Annotated in this window: 13 protein-coding genes; 2 read left to right on the forward strand and 11 right to left on the reverse strand. The window is 68.3% G+C overall.

Annotation, left to right across the window (positions count from 1 at the left end):
• Positions 1-13: 13 nt before the first annotated feature.
• The 9 genes from U9J41_RS20275 to U9J41_RS20315 are packed head-to-tail and all read right to left on the reverse strand — an operon-like array spanning position 14 to position 10,042.
• A complete protein-coding gene (locus U9J41_RS20275; protein ID WP_322403970.1) occupies positions 14-1,111 on the reverse strand; it encodes a protein-glutamate methylesterase/protein-glutamine glutaminase in 1,098 nt (365 codons plus the stop codon).
• Positions 1,108-1,929, reverse strand: a complete 822-nt coding sequence (locus tag U9J41_RS20280; protein WP_322403971.1) for a CheR family methyltransferase — start codon at positions 1,927-1,929, stop codon at positions 1,108-1,110. The genes U9J41_RS20275 and U9J41_RS20280 overlap by 4 nt, the downstream gene beginning before the upstream one ends.
• Before the next feature lie 7 nt (positions 1,930-1,936).
• Positions 1,937-2,446, reverse strand: coding sequence for a chemotaxis protein CheW (locus U9J41_RS20285; protein WP_322403972.1), 510 nt, complete (start codon positions 2,444-2,446; stop codon positions 1,937-1,939).
• 15 nt (positions 2,447-2,461) lie between these two features.
• Positions 2,462-4,363, reverse strand: a complete 1,902-nt coding sequence (locus U9J41_RS20290; protein WP_322403973.1) for a methyl-accepting chemotaxis protein — start codon at positions 4,361-4,363, stop codon at positions 2,462-2,464.
• Positions 4,364-4,395: 32 nt separating this feature from the next.
• Positions 4,396-6,030: a methyl-accepting chemotaxis protein gene (locus U9J41_RS20295; RefSeq protein ID WP_322403974.1), complete on the reverse strand. Its 1,635-nt coding sequence runs from the start codon at positions 6,028-6,030 to the stop codon at positions 4,396-4,398.
• A 40-nt stretch (positions 6,031-6,070) separates the two neighbouring features.
• The gene (locus tag U9J41_RS20300; protein ID WP_322403986.1) at positions 6,071-8,194 is read right to left on the reverse strand and encodes a chemotaxis protein CheA; all 2,124 of its coding nucleotides are present in this window, start codon (positions 8,192-8,194) and stop codon (positions 6,071-6,073) included.
• A 2-nt stretch (positions 8,195-8,196) separates the two neighbouring features.
• Positions 8,197-8,496, reverse strand: a complete 300-nt coding sequence (locus U9J41_RS20305) for an STAS domain-containing protein (protein ID WP_322403975.1) — start codon at positions 8,494-8,496, stop codon at positions 8,197-8,199.
• Between the two features lie 38 nt (positions 8,497-8,534).
• Entirely contained in the window at positions 8,535-8,903 is a 369-nt protein-coding gene (locus U9J41_RS20310; protein WP_322403976.1) for a response regulator, read from the reverse strand.
• Between the two features lie 8 nt (positions 8,904-8,911).
• Positions 8,912-10,042: a methyl-accepting chemotaxis protein gene (locus U9J41_RS20315; protein WP_425260801.1), complete on the reverse strand. Its 1,131-nt coding sequence runs from the start codon at positions 10,040-10,042 to the stop codon at positions 8,912-8,914.
• A 408-nt stretch (positions 10,043-10,450) separates the two neighbouring features.
• On the opposite strand from U9J41_RS20315, the gene U9J41_RS20320 reads away from it, so the two are divergent.
• Positions 10,451-11,203, forward strand: a complete 753-nt coding sequence (locus U9J41_RS20320; protein WP_322403977.1) for a sulfite exporter TauE/SafE family protein — start codon at positions 10,451-10,453, stop codon at positions 11,201-11,203.
• 7 nt (positions 11,204-11,210) lie between these two features.
• Positions 11,211-11,477, forward strand: a complete 267-nt coding sequence (locus U9J41_RS20325) for a hypothetical protein (protein WP_322403978.1) — start codon at positions 11,211-11,213, stop codon at positions 11,475-11,477.
• Here the strand turns inward: U9J41_RS20325 and ilvD are convergent.
• Together ilvD and U9J41_RS20335 are read right to left on the reverse strand one after the other, a co-directional pair.
• Positions 11,411-13,273: a dihydroxy-acid dehydratase gene (gene ilvD / locus U9J41_RS20330; protein ID WP_322403979.1), complete on the reverse strand. Its 1,863-nt coding sequence runs from the start codon at positions 13,271-13,273 to the stop codon at positions 11,411-11,413. The genes U9J41_RS20325 and ilvD overlap by 67 nt on opposite strands.
• Before the next feature lie 324 nt (positions 13,274-13,597).
• Positions 13,598-15,214, reverse strand: a 1,617-nt coding sequence (locus tag U9J41_RS20335) for a sodium:solute symporter family transporter (protein WP_322403980.1), incomplete at its 5' end; no start/stop codon positions are given.

Raw genomic sequence — 15,214 nt, forward strand, 5'->3', positions numbered from 1 at the left:
GGGCGGGACGGCGTCAGCGCGCGGCCAGCTGCTGCAGGATTTCGCGGTCGAGGGCCTTCAACGGCACGGATTTCTCCACGCCGCCGCGCTTGATCGCTTCCTTGGGCATGCCGTAGACGACGCAGCTGTCCTCGTCCTGCGCGACGGTACGGCTGCCCGCCTTGCGCATTTCCAGCAGGCCGGCGGCGCCGTCGTCGCCCATGCCCGTCATGATGATGCCCAGCGCGTTGGCGCCGGCGTGCTTCGCGACGGAGCGGAACAGCACGTCCACCGAGGGGCGGTGGCGGTTGACGAGCGGGCCGTCGATGACGTCCACGCAGTATTGCGCGCCGTCGCGCCGCAGCAGCATGTGCTTGCCGCCCGGGGCGATCAGCGCGCGGCCCGGCAGTACACGGTCGCCGTGGCGCGCCTCGCGCACCTCGATCAGGCACAGGCCGTTGAGGCGCCCGGCGAAGGCGGCGGTGAATTTTTCCGGCATGTGCTGCACGATGACGATGCCGGGCGTGACCCGCGGCAGCGCCGTCAGCACTTCTTCCAGCGCCAGCGTGCCGCCCGTCGAGGTGCCGATCGCGACGACGCGTTCCGTCGTGCGCAGCAGGGGCCGCGCATCGTGGGCGGCATGCTGCGCGGCCGGCAGCACCGCGTCCGCGGTCAGCTTCGCGGGCACGGGCACGGGCGCGGGCGCCACGCGCGCGGCGAGGCGCCGCACGTTGACCTGGCTGGCCGCCCGCACGGCCGCAACCAGTTCGTCCGCGCTGTCGTTGAGGAAGTCCTTGAGCCCGAGTTTGGGCTTGGTGATGATGGAGACGGCGCCCGCCGCCAGCGCCGCCATCGTCGTCTCGGCGCCCTTGTCCGTCAGGGTGGAACAGATCACGACGGGCGTCGGCCGCTCCGCCATGATCTTCTTGAGGAAGGTGATGCCGTCCATGCGCGGCATCTCGACGTCCAGCACGATCACGTCGGGCCACGCGTGTTTCATGCGCTCGATCGCGAGCAGCGGATCGGATACGGCGTGCAGCAGGCGGATGCCGGGCGCGCCCTCCAGCATCGCGCCGACGATCTTGCGCACGACGGCCGAATCGTCGACCACCATCACATCGATTGTCTTCATGCCGGTTTGCGGTAGACGGAAGGCATGACGGGACGGAGCAGGTCGCCCATGTCCTGCAGGCTCTCGGAATGGCCGATGAACAGGTGCCCGCCGGGTTTCAGGCGGCCCAGCACGCGCGTGACGACCTGGCGCTTGGTCTCGCCGTTAAAGTAGATCATCACGTTGCGCAGGAAGACGACGTCGTACGTGCCCAGGTCGCCGGGCAGCGCCGTGTTCAGGTTCACCTGGCGGAACTGCACGCGCTCGCGCAGGGCGCGGTTGACGAGCAGGGTGCCCTGCTGTTCGCGGACGCCCTTGAGGCAGTAGCGGCGCAGGTAGTCCGGCGGCACGTGGCTGGTCCGCTCCAGCGGATAGTGCCCGCTGCGCGCGCGCTGCAGCACGCGGGTGCTGATGTCGGACGCCGTCACGTCCCACGGCGCCGCGCCCAGCACGTCGGCCAGCACCATCGCTACGCTGTACGGTTCTTCGCCGGACGAGCACGCGGCGCTCCACACGCGGAACGGCGCCCCGGCGGGCAGGCCTGGACGGGCGCCTTCCGCGGCCTCGCGCAGCAGGTCGAAATGGCGCGCCTCGCGGAAGAAATAGGTCTCGTTCGTCGTCAGCAGGTCGACGGCCAGCTGCACCTCGTCCTTGTGCGCGCCGTCCGTCAGCAGGCGGAAATAGGCGTCGTACGTGGGCAGGCCAAGGTGCTGCAGGCGCTTGGCGAGGCGGCCGCTGACCAGCGCCTTCTTCGAATCCGACATCGTGATGCCGGCCATGTCGAAGATGAAGCGCTGGAAGCGCGCGAACTCGCCCTGGCTGATCGCACTGTGGTCCATGCCTGCCTCAGGCCAGGGCGGCCGCGTCGGCCGGCAGGTCGGGCAGGTCCGCGAGCGCCAGCACGGCATCCGCGTTCAGCAGGATGACGAACCTGCCGTTCACCTTGCCCATGCCGGCGATGTAGTCGCCGCGGATGCGCGTGCCGAACGACGGCGCCGGTTCGATGTCGGCGGCCGGGATGTCCAGCACGGCGCTGACGGCGTCGACGACGACGCCCGTCAGCTGGCGCTCGCCGTCGGCTTCCAGCTCGACGATGACGATGCAGGTGCGCTTGCCGGCCACGGTCTGCGGCCGGCCGAAGCGGGCCGCCAGGTCCATCACGGGCACGACGGCGCCGCGCAGGTTGATCACGCCGCGGATCGAGTCCGGCATCATCGGCACGTCGGTGATGCCGGCAAATTCGATGATCTCCTTCACGGCCATGATGCCGATGCCGAAGGCTTCGCCGCCCAGCATGAAGGTGAGGTATTGGGCGGCCTGGCCGTCCACGTTGGTGTCCTGGTTGGTGTGCTTCATCGGGTCGCCATCCGGTCAGAAGGGGGTGAAGTTCGCTTCGTCCGGCTCGCCCTGGGCGGCGACGCCGCCGGCGAGGCGCAGCGTGCTGCGCCTCGCGGCACGGGCCGGACGCGCGGCGGCGCCGCGTGCCGTGTCACCGGCGAGCTTGAAGAAGCCCATGGCCACCTGCAGCTGTTCGGCCTGGGAACTCATCTCCTCGGCCGTCGCCGCCAGCTCTTCGGAACTGGACGCGTTCTGCTGCGTCGTCTGGCTCATCTGGCCGACGGCGGCGTTGATCTGGCCGACGCCGGCCGACTGCTCTTCCGACGCCGCCGTGATTTCCTGCACGAGGTCGGACGTCTTGCGGATGTTCGGCACCATCTGGTCGAGCATCGTTCCCGCCCGCACGGCCAGTTCCACGCTGCTCGATGCGACTTCGCCGATCTCCTGCGCCGCCACCTGGCTGCGCTCGGCCAGCTTGCGCACCTCGGCGGCGACGACGGCGAAGCCCTTGCCGTGCTCGCCCGCGCGGGCCGCCTCGATGGCGGCGTTCAGCGCCAGCAGGTTGGTCTGGTAGGCGATGTCGTCGATGATGCCGATCTGCCTGGCGATCTGCTTCATCGCCACGACGGTGGCTTTCACGGCTTCGCCGCCTTCCGCCGCCTCGCGCGCCGCTTGCGTGGCCATGCCGTCGGTGACGCGGGCGTTTTCGGTGTTCTGCGCGATCGACGCAGTCATCTGTTCCAGCGAGGCGCTCGTCTCCTCGACGCCGGCTGCCTGTTCGGACGCGGACTGCGACAGCGATTGCGCCGTGGCGCTGACCTGTTCGGACGCCGACGCCAGCGACTGTGCGCTGCCGTTCACCTCGCCGACGACCTGCGCCAGCTTGTCCATCGTGCCGTTCGAATAATCCTTCAGCTTCGCGAACGCGCCCCGGTAGTCCTTGTCGATGCGCTTCGTCAGGTCGCCGTCGGCCAGCGCGGACATCACGCGCACCACGTCGTCGACGCTGGCGCCGGTCGTCGCCACCAGCTGGTTCAGGCCATCGCCCATCTCCTGCTGGAAGCCGCGCATGCCGGCCGTGTCGACGCGCGCGTCGAATTCGCCGCGGTTCGCCGCTTCCACGACGGCGCGCTGGCCGGCGATCACCTGGCGCAGCTTGACGACCATCTGGCCGACGGCGTGCAGCATGCTGTCGTTGTCGCCGCGGCGCAAGGTGACGTCGCCGGACAGGTCGCCGTCGGCGATGCGCTTGAGCAGGTCGGCCGCGTAGCCCGGCTCGCCGCCCAGCGTGCGCGTGAGGCCCAGCGTGATCCAGAACGCCATGCCGACGCCCAGCAGCACGGCCGCCGTGCCCATCGCCGCCAACTGGTCGCGGGTGGCGAGGTATTCGGCGGCGGCTTCCTTGCCGGACTGCTGCATCGACGCGTCCTGGTGCTCGATCAGCTTTTCGATCGCCTTGATGTAGGCATCCTGCATGGGCTGGATCTGGGTCGTCAGCAGTTCGCGGGCCTCGGCGCGCTTGCCCTCGTTGGCGAAGCGGATGAACTGGTCCTGCACGGACTGGTATTTCTGGCGCTGCTGCAGGATGCCCTCGAACAGTTGCCGGCCCACGTCGGACTTGACGCTTTGCTGCAGCTTTTCGATTTCCTTGCGCTGGTCGTTGCGCGACTCGTCGATATGCGCCAGCTCGCGGCGCGTCGCCTCGGGGTTGTCCGTCAACGCGATGTCGCGCATCGCGATCGCGATCTCCTGGATATTGCCGATCGTGTCGTAACTGAACACGACTTTCGGATACTTGTCGGTGACCATTTCATCGACATTGGCGCTGAGGGTGGCCAGGCTGTGGATGCCCATCAGGACGACGGCGGCCAGCAGCAGGCTGACGATGCCGAAGCCCAGGCCCAGGCGGACGCTGACTTTCAGATTGCGGAACATTCGGGTCTCCTTGCGACGTAAGCCGCGTGTTATCAGAATCGGGTAAAGCTGGATTCGTCCAGGTCTGCTTCGACGGCGAACGCAGGGTTGTGGGTGACGATGCCTTGGCGCCGGGGCGCCGCGGCCGCCGCGCGCCGCGCCGGCTTGCGCGCCGCTGGCGCGGCGTCGCCGCCGGCGAGGCGGAAGAACGCCATGGCCTGCTGCAGCTGCTCGGCCTGGGAACTCATCTCCTCGGCCGTCGCCGCCAGCTCTTCGGAACTGGACGCGTTCTGCTGCGTCGTCTGGCTCATCTGGCCGACGGCGGCGTTGATCTGGCCGACGCCGGCCGACTGCTCTTCCGACGCCGCCGTGATTTCCTGCACGAGGTCGGACGTCTTGCGGATGTTCGGCACCATGCGGTCGAGCAGGCTGCCGGCGCGCTCCGCCAGGTCGACGCTGTTCGACGCCACTTCGCCGATCTCCTGCGCCGCCACCTGGCTGCGCTCGGCCAGCTTGCGCACCTCGGCGGCGACGACGGCGAAGCCCTTGCCGTGCTCGCCCGCGCGGGCCGCCTCGATGGCCGCGTTCAGCGCCAGCAGGTTGGTCTGGTAGGCGATGTCGTCGATGATGCCGATCTGCCTGGCGATCTGCTTCATCGCCACGACGGTGGCTTTCACGGCTTCGCCGCCTTCCGCCGCCTCGCGCGCGGCCTGTGCGGCCATGCCGTCGGTGACGCGGGCGTTCTCGGTGTTCTGCGCGATCGACGCGGTCATCTGTTCCAGCGAGGCGCTGGTTTCCTCGACGCCGGCCGCCTGTTCGGATGCCGCCTGCGACAGCGATTGCGCCGTGGCGCTGACCTGTTCGGACGCCGACGCCAGCGACTGCGCGCCGCCATTCACGTCGCCGACGACCTGCGTCAGCTTCGCGATCATGTTCTTCATCGCGGCCAGCAGCCGGCCCGCTTCGTCGCGCGAGGTGGCGCCGATGTCGACGGTCAGGTCGCCGCCGGACAGGCGGTCGGCGGCATCGACGGCGACGCGCAGCGGACGGGTGACCGACAGCGTGATGAGCGTGGCCACGAGCAGGGCCAGGACGGCGGCGCCGGCGGTCATGGCGAGCACCTGCTGGCGCGTCTGCTCGTAGTTGCGGCTTGCGTCGTCGGCCACCGTCTGCATCTTGTCCGACTGGTGCCTGGCCAGTTCGGCGACGGCTTCGATCAGCTCGCGGTTGACCGGCATGTATTCCTTGGCGACGAATTCCGCCGCACGCTGGCGGTCGCCGCGCACCAGGCCGTAGAACCGGTCGTACGCAGGTTCGATCGCCGCGTGCTTGTCGACGATCTGCTTGAGCAGCTTCTTGCCCGTCTCGCTGGCGACGAGTTTCGTCAGGTCGCCGACGCGTGCGTTCGTATCGGCGCGCAGCTGTTCGATCAGCTTGCGATAGCGTTCGATGTCCGCCTCGTCGCTGGCGAGCAGCATGCCGCGCATCTGGCGCGGAATGTCGACGACGTCGCGGATCAGGTCCTTGGCGATGACGACTTTCGGATAGGCGTCCGCCGTGATGTACACGGTGGCCTGGTTCATCGCCGCCATGCGGTTCGTGGCCAGCAGCGCGATGGCCAGCAACAACAGCAGCACCACGCCGAAGCCGAGGCCGAGACGGATACCGATTTTCAGATTCTTAAGCACGATGGCTCTCCACTTCATTTGAATTAAAACTGGCGATGTATCAGGCCGCCGCGGCCTGGCTTTCGGTCTCGACGCCGGCCAGCAGCGCCGCCATGTCGAGGATCAGCGCCACGTCGCCGTTGCCGAGGATCGAGGAGCCGGACAGGAAGCGCGCGCCGGCGAACACCTTGCCCAGCGGTTTGATCACGGTCTGGAATTCGCCCAGCAGGCTGTCGACGACGAGGCCGGCCTTGCGGCCACCGTAGCGCACGACGACGATGCTGCGGCGCCGCGCCGGCGTGCCCGCGACGCCGAAGCGCTCGCGCAGGCGCACGAAGGGCAGGGGCTGGCCGCGCAGGTCGACCCAGTCGCAGCCCGGCTGGTCGCGGAACTCGATGCATTCCTCGACCATCTCCATCGGGATCACGAACACGGACTTGCCGACGCCGACCTGGAAGCCGTTGATGATGGCCAGCGTGAGCGGCAGGCGCACCGTGACGGTGGTGCCGGCGCCTTCCGTGCTGGCGACGTCCACGCTGCCGCGCAGGGCGACGATGTTGCGCTTGACGACGTCCATGCCCACGCCGCGGCCGGACAGATTCGTCACCTGTTCCGCCGTCGAGAAGCCGGGTTCGAAGATCAGGTTGAAGATTTCCTTGTCGGTCAGCGTGCGCCCCGGCTCGACGAGGCCGCGTTCGACGGCCTTGGCGAGGATGCGCTCGCGTTTCAGGCCACCGCCGTCGTCCTTCACTTCGATCACGATGCTGCCCGAGTCGTGATACGCGTTCAGGGCGACGGTGCCCTGCGCCGGCTTGCCGCGCGCGGCGCGCACGTCGGCCGGCTCGATGCCGTGGTCCATCGCGTTGCGCACGAGGTGCGTGAGCGGATCGCCGATCTTTTCGACGACGGTCTTGTCCAGTTCCGCGTCCTCGCCGCTGACGTCCAGGCGGATGTCCTTGCCCAGTTCGCGCGCCACGTCATGCACGACGCGCTGGAAGCGGTTGAACGTCGCGCCGATCTTCACCATGCGCAGCTGCAGCGCGTTGTCGCGCACCTCTTCGACGAGGCTGGACAGCGTGGACGTGCATTCGAGCAGCTCGGGAATCTGGGTGCGGCGCGCGATGAGATTGGCGCCGGCGCCGGCGATGATCAGCTCTCCCACGAGGTTGATCAGGCGGTCCAGCTTGTCGGCGTCCACGCGCACGGAACGGCTTTCCTGCTGCGGCCGCGCTTCAGGCGCCTGGCGCTGCTTCGCGAGGGCGGCTTCGACGACGGGCGCGCGCACGGCGCCCTGGCCGACGAGGATCGCGCCGATCGGCTGGCCCGGGGCGGCGTGCGCCGCCTGCGCCGCGAGTGCCTGTTCCAGCTCGTGCGCGGTGATGCTGCCGCAGCGCACGAGCATCTGGCCGAGGCGCTCGCGCTGCGCGGGCACTTCGTCCAGCCAGGCGATGTATTCGGCGATGCGGTTCTCGGGCGGCAGGATGCGGATGGCGCAGTCCTCGCGCACGAAGTCGAACACGCTGTCGATGGCCGCCTTGTCGGCGCTGCTGGCGAAGCCGATCTCGAAGCCGAGGTAGCAGGATTCGGGATCGAATTCGTCCGCCGCCGGCAGGTCGTCGGCGCTCGTCGCCACGCCCGTGACGGTGCCGAGCTGGCCCAGGTAGCGGATGAACGACAGCGGGTCCATGCCGTTGCGCAGGACGTCGGGGCCGAAGCGCAGCGAGATGTGCCAGTGGCCGGCGGCGCCGGCGTCCGGCGAGTCGGCGGCGCTGGCGCCGGCCGGTGTCGCCGCCGGTGCTTCGCCGAGGTAGCCCTGCAGCGCTGCGACGAGCGGCGCGCCGGCGTCGGTCAGCGCGGCGTTGTCCGCGAGCGTGCCGCTTTCGACGGCGTCGACGAGCGCGCCGATGTGGTCGCGGCATGCGAGCAGCAGCGCCACCAGTTCGTCGCCGAGGGGCACCGCGCCGTCGCGCACCTTGTCCAGGACGCTCTCGGCCACGTGGGTGAATTCGACGACGGGGTCGAAGCCGAACATGCCGGCCGATCCCTTGATCGTGTGGGCCGCGCGGAAGATCGCGTTGACGGCATCGAGGCCGTCGCGCGCCACGGCGAGGAGGGCGGACTCCATCTGTTCGAGCAGCTCGCGGCTCTCGGCGATGAAGGTGTGCGTCACCTGGTCGATGTCGATGCTCATTGAACATCTCCGTCGAGGTCGACGCCGAGCAGGGCGCAGGCGTCGCGCACCGCGGGGCTGGCGCCGCGCAGCACCAGATGCCGGCCGAGGTGCGCGGCCTCGCGCCGCGCCACGAGCAGCAACTGCAGGCCGGCGCAGTCGAATTCCGTGACGGACGACAGGTCGAGCGCGGGCGCGGCGCTCGCGCGCACGGCGTCCAGCAGCGCGGGTTTCAGCTCGGCCGCGCGGTAGATCGTCATCTCGCCTTCGACCGCCAGGCATGCGGCGGCCCCTTGGCTCGTTTCGCCAATATTCATCATTGCTCCGGGATGGGCCGGCCGTTGCCGGCGGCGGGTCAGGACAGGGTCAGTTTCTGGACGGCGGCCAGCAGCGCTTCGGGCTTGAACGGCTTGACCATCCAGGCGCGCGCGCCGGCGGCCTTGCCCTGTTCCTTCTTGTCTTCCTGCGACTCGGTGGTCAGCATCAGGACGGGCGTGAACTTGTACGCGGGACGGGTCTTGAGTTCACGCACGAACGTGATGCCGTCCATGTTCGGCATGTTGACGTCGCTGATGATCAGGCTGACCTTCTGGCCGGTCAGCTTGGCCAGCGCGTCCTTGCCGTCGACGCCTTCGATGACGTCGTAGCCGGCCTGCTTCAGGGCGATGCCGACGACCTGGCGGATCGAAATCGAGTCGTCCACCACCATGATGGTTTTTGCCATGAGAGTTCCTAGAAAAATGTGATTTCTTCGGCCTGCTGCGGGGCCGCCTTGGCACTGCTCTTGTGGAGCGTGCGTTCCTCGGCCATCGCGTACGTGCTTTCCAGTTCGGCCAGCAGGCTGCGCGCGTCGAGTGCCTGGGGCGTGCCGCCGTCCTGCGCCTGCTCGTCCAGCCACGCGGGCAGGCGCGCGATGTTGTCGCGGACGTGCGACAGGATCTGGCTGACGCGGTCCTGGAACTGCAGCTGCACGAGCGCATTGCCGACTTCGCCCTGGATGCCGGCGCTCTCGCGGGCCAGCAGGTCGGACGATGCGACGAGGGCGTCGGTGACGCCGCGCAGCGAGCCGAGCACGTTGCCGATCATCTGGCCGGACGCCTGCACGGCGCGGGTTTCTTCGCGCATCGAATCGCCCGCGGCACGGCAGGTGGTGTCGATGGCGCTGCTGATCCGGCCGACCTGTTCGGCGATGTGCTTGCCCGCTTCGGCCGAGCGGTTCGACAGCATGCGCACCTCGTTCGCGACGACGGCGAAACCGCGCCCGGCCTCGCCCGCGCGCGCCGCCTCGATGGCCGCGTTCAGGGCCAGCAAATTCGTCTGCCACGCGATGCTGGCGACGTCCGCCGCCATCTTCTGCAGGTGCGCGGTGACTTCCTGCAGGCCTTCGATCTTTTGCAGCATCTGCTGCTTGCTGGCGGCGGCGCCGGCCAGCATGTCCAGCAGCGAGCGCAATTCCTTTTCGCTGGCCGCGAACACGTCGACGATGCTGCCGCCCTCGGCGTCGCGGGCGGCGCCGGAAGCCGCGAGCGCCTGTTCGAGGCGCATGACGATGCCGGAGAAGCGCTGCACGAGCGCCACGACGGCCGTTTCCATCTGTTCGCGCGAGGCGTCGATGTGCGATGTCCACACGCCGGCGACGTCGGCGCCGAACGCGCGGCGGCTGGCGATGTAGTCGTCCGCCGCGGATCCGTGGGCCGCCGCCGGCGCGGCCGCGCGCACGGCGGCGAACGCGGCGCCCGCCAGCAGGACGGCGGCGCACAGCCAGCCGTGCCAGTGCCAGCCGGCCAGCGGGACGATGACGCAGGCCGCGGCCAGGGCCACGATCAGCGGGGAAGAGGTTTGCAGGGGGCGTAGTCGCGTCACGCGGCGCTCCGTCAGGTCTGTCGGTGGTCGGACGGTTCAACGCCGGATCGGTATCCGGTGTGTCCCGTGTGCGGTGTTTGTGAACCGCACCGCTGCTGATGATTACAGAACGAGTTGCCGTAGCGCAAGCACTTGTGACACAAATATGCGGATGGGTCGTATAAACGACACACCGTTAGAGAATCGCCAACACATTGTTATCACGGGACTTTTTGCCGGACCGCGGCGCTTGGCGAGCGCTGGCGCCGCCCGGGTGTGCCGTTTGTTGTTGTTCATATATTTAACAAATATGCGGACGCCACGGCATGTCGGCACGGTCGGAACACGCTGTGTGGTTTCGGGATTTCCGAAAGGAGACGCCGGCATTGCCGGATTGCGGGAAGGCGGCCCGGCGACTACCATCGACGCATGAACACGATGATCCTGACATTTGCTGGTGGCGTGGTGGCCGGTGCGATGAATGCGCTGGCGGGGGGCGGTTCGTTCGTCAGCCTGCCGGTGTTGATCGCGGCGGGCGTGCCTCCGGTACAGGCGAACGCTTCCAGCACGGTTGCCCTGTTTCCGGGCGGGCTGGCGAGCGCATGGGCATATCGGGACGGCCTGGGCACGGTCGGCGCCGTCCCGCTCCGTGGGTTGCTGGCCGCGACGCTGTGCGGCGGCGTGGTGGGCGCGGTCCTGTTGTTGCGGACGTCATCCGCGGCGTTCACGGTGGTGCTGCCGTGGCTGTTGCTGGCGGCGTCGATCGCGCTCGCATTCGGACGGCGCATCGGGGACGCATTGCGCGCGCGCTGGCGCATCCGCGCGCACGCGGTGCTGGCCGTCCAGTTCGCGCTCGGCATCTACGGCGGCTACTTCGGCGGCGCGGTCGGGATCATGATGATCGCGGTGTGGGGCCTGCAGGGCTGCCACGACCTGAAACGCCTGAACGCGCCGCGCACCTTGCTGGTCAGCGCGGCGAATACGGTGGCCGTACTGGCCTTCATCGCGGCCGGCGCGGTGCGCTGGCCCGAAACGCTGGCGATGCTGGCGGGTGCGCTCGTCGGCGGCCATGGCGGCGCCCATCTCGGACGGCGCGCACCGTCGAATGTGATCCGCGCCGTCACGCTGGTCGCCACGACGTGCATCACGCTCGCCTTCTTCGTCAAAACCTATGTCATGTGAGGACACCATGCTCCAGGCCTTGCTCGCAACGACAGGAGTGCTCGCCATCGCGGCGAGCATCGCGGCCAAATTCGTCGCGCCGCCGGCCCGCTTCGACGACGGCGACGGCGCCGGCGCGGACGATCCGTCGCTTCGACGCCGGCGCCGGGGCGGCGCGGCACGCCCGGGCGGCATGCCGGCCTCGCGGCGCCGTGGCGCGTGCGCCGGTCAGCGCTTCAGCTGCGACAGGTCGCGCACGGCGCCGCGGTCGGCCGACGTGGTCAGCGCCGCGTAGGCGCGCAGGGCCTGCGAGACGGCGCGCTCGCGGTCGACCGGCTGCCAGGCGGCCGCGCCGCGCGCGTCCATCGCGCCGCGGCGCCGCGCCAGTTCGCCGGCCGTCACGCGCAGGTCGATGGTGCGGTTCGGGATGTCGATGTCGATCATGTCGCCTTCTTCCACGAGGCCGATCGCGCCGCCTTCCGCCGCTTCCGGCGACGCGTGGCCGATCACGAGGCCGGACGAGCCGCCCGAGAAGCGGCCGTCGGTGAACAGCGCGCACGCCTTGCCGAGGCCCTTCGACTTGATGTACGAGGTCGGGTACAGCATCTCCTGCATTCCCGGGCCGCCTTTCGGGCCTTCGTAGCGGATGATGACGACGTCGCCGGCGTGCACCGTGTCGCCGAGGATGGCTTCGACCGCGGCGTCCTGGCTTTCGAACACGCGCGCCTTGCCGGAGAACTTCAGGATGCTGTCGTCGACGCCGGCCGTCTTCACGATGCAGCCCTTCTCGGCGATGTTCCCGTACAGGACCGCGAGGCCGCCGTCCTGCGAGTAGGCGTGCGCACGGTCGCGGATGCAGCCTTCGGCGCGATCCAGGTCGGCCGAGTCGAAGCGCTCGGCCTGCGAGAATGCCGTCTGCGTCGGCACGCCGCCCGGCGCCGCGCGGAACAGCGTGTGCACGGCCTGGTCGTCGCTGCGCTTGATGTCGTACTTTTCGATCGCGTCGCCCAAGGTCGGCGAGTGCACGGTAGGCAGCGACGTGTCCAGCAGGCCGGCGCGCGCCAGCTCGCCGAGGATGGCGATGATGCCGCCGGCGCGGTGCACGTCCTCAATGTGGTATTTGTTGGTCATCGGCGCGACCTTGCACAGGCAGGGCACCTTGCGCGAGATGCGGTCGATGTCCGCCATGTTGAACTCGACGCCCGCTTCGTGCGCGGCGGCCAGCAGGTGCAGCACGGTGTTGGTGGAACCGCCCATCGACACGTCCAGCGCCATCGCGTTCTCGAAGGCGGCGCGGGTGGCGATGCTGCGCGGGAGGACCGTGTAATCGTCCTGTTCGTAGTGGCGCTTGGCCAGGTCGACGATCAGGCGGCCGGCGCGCAGGAACAGTTCCTTGCGGTCGGCGTGCGTCGCGAGGACGGTGCCGTTACCCGGCAGCGACAGGCCCAGCGCCTCGGTCAGGCAGTTCATCGAGTTCGCCGTGAACATGCCGGAGCACGAACCGCAGGTGGGGCAGGCCGAGCGCTCGACTTCCGCGACATCGGCGTCCGAGATGTTCGAATCGCCGGCCTGGATCATCGCGTCGACGAGGTCCAGCTTGATGATCTTCTTGTCGTTGTTGACGACTTTGAGCACCTTGCCCGCTTCCATCGGGCCGCCCGACACGAACACGGTCGGGATGTTGATGCGCATGGCGGCCATCAGCATGCCCGGGGTGATCTTGTCGCAGTTCGAGATGCAGACCATCGCGTCGGCGCAGTGCGCGTTGACCATGTACTCGACCGAGTCGGCGATCAGGTCGCGCGACGGCAGCGAGTACAGCATGCCGCCGTGGCCCATCGCGATGCCGTCGTCGACGGCGATGGTGTTGAATTCCTTGGCGACGCCGCCCGCCGCCTCGATCTCGCGCGCGACCAGCTGGCCCAGGTCCTTCAGGTGCACGTGGCCCGGCACGAACTGGGTGAAGGAGTTGACGACGGCGATGATCGGTTTGTCGAAGTCGCCATCCTTCATGCCGGTCGCGCGCCACAGGGCGCGGGCGCCCGCCATGTTGCGGCCTTGGGTCGTGGTATGGGAACGGTAAGTGGGCATGGTGTCTCCTTTGGACGGCGAACGAATGAAGGCACTAGGGTGCCGGGTTGCTGGAAAGTTGTCCAATATATGATTTGGTGGCCTGTGATTCGTATTTCATATCACATGGCCCGCCAGAAAACGTCGTCCCCGCGGAGGCGGGGACCCAGGTTTTCCGCGTATCGACACGCTTGCAAAATCGGATCCCCGCCTGGGCGGGGACGACGAATTATTGGATCGCCGCCTGTGGGGAGGGGCGGCGGATTAAATGCCGTGCGTAGCGTAGGCGTGACGCGAACGTCCGCGCGGGCTCGGGGAGCCCACCCTACGACGATCGGCGGACCCTTACCACCACATGCCGTAGATGGTCGCCAGCACCACGCAGATGACGGCCGAGCCGAGGGCGAATGCGCCGTCGACCTTGAACAGCTTGGTGTCGACGATCAGCGCTTTCACTTTGCCGCGGGCGAACACGGTGCTGAGCAGCACCATGCCGGCGACGACGAGCCAGAACACGATGAACATGCGGTCCAGGAACGGGATCTCGTAGACACCGCTGCCGTTGTCGTGGGCGAAGCCGATCGGCGCGAGGAAGTGCAGGTCCATCATCGTCGGCAGGAACTTCAGGATGATCGAGAACACCAGGCCGCCGACGGTCGCGAACATCGCCGCGTCCGCCGTTGTCTTTTTCCAGAAGAAGCCCAGCAGGAACATGGCCAGGATGCCCGGCGAGACGAAGCCCGTGTATTCCTGGATGTACTGGAAGCCACCCTTCTTGTCGATGCCCATCAGCGGCGCGATCACGATGGCCAGCAGCATCGACACGATGACGGTCATGCGGCCGATCCACACCATCTTCTGTTCGCTGACGTTCGGGTGCAGGCGCTTCTGGTAGATGTCGAGCGTGAAGATGGTGGCGATCGAGTTGGCCTTGCCGGCCAGCGATGCGACGACGGCGGCCGTCAGCGCGGCGAACGCGATGCCCTTGATGCCCGACGGGAGCATCGCCAGCAGGGTCGGGTAGGCGCGGTCCGGATTCAGCTCGCCGCCGACGCGCATGGCGTCGCCCAGCACGCCGGCACGGTCCAGCGCGAACGCGGCGATGCCCGGCATGACGACGATCATCGGCATCACCAGTTTCAGGAATGCCGCGAACAGCAGGCCCTTGCGCGCGGTCGGCAGGTCGGCGCCGAGGGCGCGCTGCGTGATGTACTGGTTGCAGCCCCAGTAGTTCAGGTTGACGATCCACATGCCGCCGATCAGCGTCGACAGGCCCGGCAGGTCCATGTAGTTCTTGTTGTCGCGGCCCAGCACCATTTCGAAGTGGTCGCGGGTCGTGTTGTACAAGGTCGAGAAGCCCTGCAGCGCGCCGTGGCCCTGGCCCAGCTTGGCGACGAGGTCCAGCGCCAGCCACGTGGTCACGAGGCCGCCGATGACGAGGCAGGTCACCTGGATCACGTCCGTGTAGCCGATGACCTTCATGCCGCCCAGCGTGATGATGGCGGCGAAGACGGCGAGGAACAGCATGCAGGGCAGCACGCCGACGCCGGTGACGCTGCCGATCGCGAGCGCGCCCAGGTACAGGATCGAGGTCAGGTTGACGACGACGTACAGGCCGAGCCAGAACAGCGCCATCGTCGTGGCGACGGCCTTGCCGTAGCGCTGTTCGAGGAACTGGGGCATCGTGTAGATGCGGTTCTTGAGGTAGACCGGCATGAAGAACACGGCGACGATGACCAGCGTGGCGGCGGCCATCAGTTCGTACACGGCGATGGCCATGCCGATGCGGAAGCCCGAACCGCTCATGCCGATGAACTGCTCGGCGGAGATGTTGGACGCGATCAGCGACGCGCCGATGGCCCACCAGGTGAGCGAGCCTTCGGCCAGGAAGTAGTCGTGCGAGGCGGACGTGTTCGCGCTCTTCTTGCGGCGGTAGACCCACAGGCCGTAGCCGGCGACGAC

The organism is Massilia luteola (assembly GCF_034420155.1).
GTDB classification, from domain to species: Bacteria; Pseudomonadota; Gammaproteobacteria; order Burkholderiales; family Burkholderiaceae_D; genus Telluria; species Telluria luteola.